This is a genomic window from Chamaesiphon sp. VAR_48_metabat_135_sub, from assembly GCF_031418915.1.
Taxonomy (GTDB): Bacteria; Cyanobacteriota; Cyanobacteriia; order Cyanobacteriales; family Chamaesiphonaceae; genus Chamaesiphon.
Map to the genome: position 1 here is coordinate 1 of NZ_JANOJV010000042.1, position 3911 is coordinate 3911.

Here is a 3911-nt window from a genome sequence, read left to right on the forward strand (position 1 = left end):
TCGCGTATGCCTAGCAACACTTCTACAATTACCATAGGTATCGATCTCTGATTTCACTAGATTGACAAATAATCTAGTGAAGGCTAAGTCGCTCCAAATAAATACATCTAAACAGTTTTCGGCTAACTTAGGTGATTTACCCAATGTCTTCCAAACTGGCTGCATCAATAGTGGTTTCTGATAGTCTAGTAGTGATAATGCGATCGCATCTAGAGCATCAATCATTTTCGGAATATACGGAATAACACTACTTCAGTTCTGTCCAATCATCGATCGAGATCGGATAAAGATCGAGGATACGTTTGAGTAGATCGAGTTTACCCTTGAAACTATCGATGATACTGCAAGCTAAGTATACGATCGTATCGGGTCTAATGACGATCTCACATCCATAATTATCCTCAGCCAGATCGCAAGTGGTATGATCTGGCAAAGCTGTTAATTTAATTTCGATCGCTTGTAGACAGGTTCCTTGATCGCGTGATTGTGTGACTAAATCAACTCCTGGTAAGTTACCGATTACATATTGTTGATAAGGCGTGAATTGATTTTCAAAAGCATAAAATAAATTATCAGATGTTGGCTCGATTCCGTATAGGGTGGATGTATCGATCGTTGAATGAATAACTTGTAAATTAGAATCGAGTTTTAGGTAAATATTATCTAGGTTGCATCGATACAAGTATGCACAAAGGGCGGCTGGAAAAGATGAGTTAAAACAATTTTTACCCCATGCCTCTTTTTGGCTGAAATCTCGATTGGAGTGGTTTAGCCCGAATAGCCCTGGTATTGAAATTGTGTTTTGTTCGATCGTCACTGCTAAATAACCCGCTACTAGCCTCTCATTAAAACTTGATAATATTAAAATACTTAGCTTTTACATATTTGATATATCCTTAAACGTTCTCTAGCATCAACATCTAGTTTTACTTCAACTTTCATTTCACTACTTACTATTTGTGTTGAGACATCTACATTATCCACTCTAAGATTTTCAATTTCAGCCATTTGAAGATATGTATCCCCAGTTAAATAAATTCTATCTGATAGAGATAATGATATTTCTTGATTCAGTTTGATTTCAGCTACTTTCCTCTTATTAAACCATCTTTTTATAGTCCCTATCTCCTTAACGATACCATGCTGCTTTTGTTTCTCAAAAGTCTGATGTATCACTAGCTCTAGCAATGAAAAGCACAATATTTCGATAAAGTCACACATTTCCAATAATAAATTACTGTTTAGTAAACTAGATCTGTCTTTTTTTGAGTTACTATGAGAAGCATCATTTCTATATTCTATGAAATCCTCTAATTTACCTGCGGCTGTTCCCTCTCCTTGGAAAAATCGAATAATTTTTGGATGTTTATTTATCCAGATCCAAGTCTGATCGCAAATATTTGCATTATTAAATAAATCTCCTAGTATTTTCTCTCTGATGTTATTGTCGTGACTAGAAAAAGCATTCTGCCATAGCGTATAGTTTGCACTGCCTGTTACTCCTTGATATAATCCCTCTATCATATCTTTGACAGAACTATCTTTAAACCCACTTTTTGTTTTGCAAGACTTAGATATTAAATCACCTACTTTCTCAGCGTGACTTCTTCTGATTTTTTCATCCAAGGCTGAATAATCATTGATAATTGTTGGCAGTTGCTCGATCCATTCATTAATGATGTTCTCAACAAAACTTTCATAAATAGAATATAGTCGAGTGACAATAGAACAATGCTCATAAACCATCCACTCTTGTTCGGTTGGTATAATCTCAATTAACTCCTGCAATAATTTTGATTGAGAATTAATTCCTAGTTCCTCAGATTTTATTTCTCGTATTTTTTGGTTTATCCTGATTATAGATCGAGTTGTTTGAATATCTTTAGCTGCATTTTTAAATAAGTTATTATACATTTATAATAGAAAAATATTTATTCAGCAGCTACTTGGGATAGCATATTTTCAAATAAACTAATCCGCTCTTTAATACCTTCTTTAGTCCCACCACCTCCTGTAAAGAGTTTATTTACTTTTGGTGCTGATAAAAGTTTGTTAGTTGCTTCTACAACTTTTTCCCGACGCTCAATTAACTTAGGAGCACTGGATAAGTGATAACTACATCCCACCATCACAGCATCATAGTACTCTTTATAAGCATAATCTTTTTTGGCACCAAATGGTCTAAACAAATGTTCTTGATAAATATTGGATGCCATTTCAATTGTATCTATAAAACATTTTTGTAACCATTTAATATCATCATCCACAAATATAATTGATTTCTGCATGTATGTATCCAGAAAACTTGATATATCTCCACGGAAGTCAGGGAAATGTCGTAATGCAAAAAAGCGCAAGATTAATTCTAAATCTTCCATTTTCTTAAAAAGATTGTTAGTTTTTAATTTTTTACTATCGCTAACTGGTATATTCCAAGCTTTTGCAAAAATATTGTTTTGAGACAGTTCAAATAATAAATCATTAAATTTTCCTGTGTACAAACAATTACGAATCTCTTGTTTACTTAGTGATATTCCTCCAGTATTAATTCGTTCAAAAGCGAGTCTTCTAAGGGACATTGCCTCTTCTGAGTTTGATGTTGATTCGGTGATTAAGACTATAGATGACAGCGATCTTCTGTCTATACCATCTTTAATTTTAGAGGGTAAATCTTTGTACATGAAGCCATTTAACTCAGCCCACAAGTCCAAGCCAGTTAACTGAAATTTATTATTATAAAAGTCAGAAATAGCAGTAATTCTTTGTTGGCCATCTATAACCTCATAAGAATTGTATTTAGTCTCATACAATATAACTGGTGGAATTGGAATATTCACCAAAAAAGATTCGATCAATTTTGATTGCTGTTCTTCATTCCAGCGATCCTTTCTTTGATAGAAAGGTCTAGTATTAAGATATCCCTCTTTTTTTAAGTTTTCAACAACATTTGGTAATTTCTCACGATTTATTTCAGTTATAAATCGATCGCTTCGATTTTCATATCTATCATTTATTTCTTCGTTAGATAGCTTTTCTGTCAAAGGTCTATATTGTTTTTTGCTAGCCCACATATCTTTTTCACTAGGGGCAAATATTCTATCTGCTGCCTGCGTTTTAGATGTAACCACCATAAATTCTACCTGCAATTGTGTATTTAATCAGAAATATCCCCGATCGAAAACATATATTACCTATCATATATAGGCGATCGAGGATAGTGTTCCTAAAAAATTATATCTTTAGACCTCAGCCAACTTTCTGACATCATCCACCGAGACAGTTCGACCTTCATCTTCAAAACCAGAAATCTGGTCGAAATTCAGATAACGATATAGATCCCCAGCAAACGGATTGATTTTCTTACTCATCAAATCCAGATACTCCGGTACCGTGGGAATCCGTCCTAACAGCGAACAAACTGCTGCTAACTCTGCCGAACCGAGATAGACTTGGGCACCTTTACCCATCCGGTTATTGAAATTGCGGGTAGATGTCGAGAATACCGTAGCATTGTCGGCGGTGCGGGCTTGGTTCCCCATACAGAGACTGCATCCTGGCATTTCTGTCCGTGCGCCAGCGGCATCGAAGATCGCGTACATGCCTTCGGCTTTGAGTTGGGATTCGTCCATGCGGGTGGGGGGACAAATCCACAATTGGGTGGTGACTGCGGGTTCGCCGTCGAGGACTTTGGCGGTGGCGCGGTAGTGTCCGATATTTGTCATGCAGGAGCCGACGAAGACTTCATCGATTTTAGCTCCAGCGACTTCGCTCAGGAGTTTGATATTGTCGGGGTCATTGGGGGCGGCGACGATCGGTTCCGTAATACTATTAAGATCGATCTCGATGATTTCGGCATATTCGGCATCGGCATCGGCGGACATTAGCACGGGATTGGCGAGCCAAGCTTCCAT

At 36.6% G+C, this 3911-nt stretch carries 5 protein-coding genes; all 5 read right to left on the reverse strand.

Annotated elements, in window-relative coordinates:
- Positions 1 to 225 (reverse strand): HindVP family restriction endonuclease (locus RMO55_RS03225; RefSeq protein ID WP_396134155.1); only part of this gene is annotated, 225 nt, incomplete at its 3' end.
- Positions 226 to 247: 22 nt separating this feature from the next.
- Positions 248 to 817, reverse strand: coding sequence for a HindVP family restriction endonuclease (locus RMO55_RS03230; RefSeq protein ID WP_310423417.1), 570 nt, complete (start codon positions 815 to 817; stop codon positions 248 to 250).
- 53 nt (positions 818 to 870) lie between these two features.
- Complete coding sequence (locus tag RMO55_RS03235) at positions 871 to 1914, reverse strand: MAE_28990/MAE_18760 family HEPN-like nuclease (protein WP_310423419.1); 1044 nt, start codon at positions 1912 to 1914, stop codon at positions 871 to 873.
- A gap of 17 nt (positions 1915 to 1931) precedes the next feature.
- Positions 1932 to 3131 carry a DUF262 domain-containing protein gene (locus RMO55_RS03240; RefSeq protein WP_310423424.1) on the reverse strand — a complete coding sequence of 400 codons (1200 nt, stop codon included), beginning with the start codon at positions 3129 to 3131 and terminating at the stop codon, positions 1932 to 1934.
- A 108-nt stretch (positions 3132 to 3239) separates the two neighbouring features.
- Positions 3240 to 3911, reverse strand: a 672-nt coding sequence (locus RMO55_RS03245; protein WP_310423428.1) for an aconitase family protein, incomplete at its 5' end; no start/stop codon positions are given.

Bases quoted from the DNA above. Each gene is read 5' to 3' on its own strand.
- RMO55_RS03240 (WP_310423424.1), bottom strand. From the start codon at position 3,131: ATGGTGGTTACATCTAAAACGCAGGCAGCAGATAGAATATTTGCCCCT.
- RMO55_RS03235 (WP_310423419.1), bottom strand. From the start codon at position 1,914: ATGTATAATAACTTATTTAAAAATGCAGCTAAAGATATTCAAACAACT.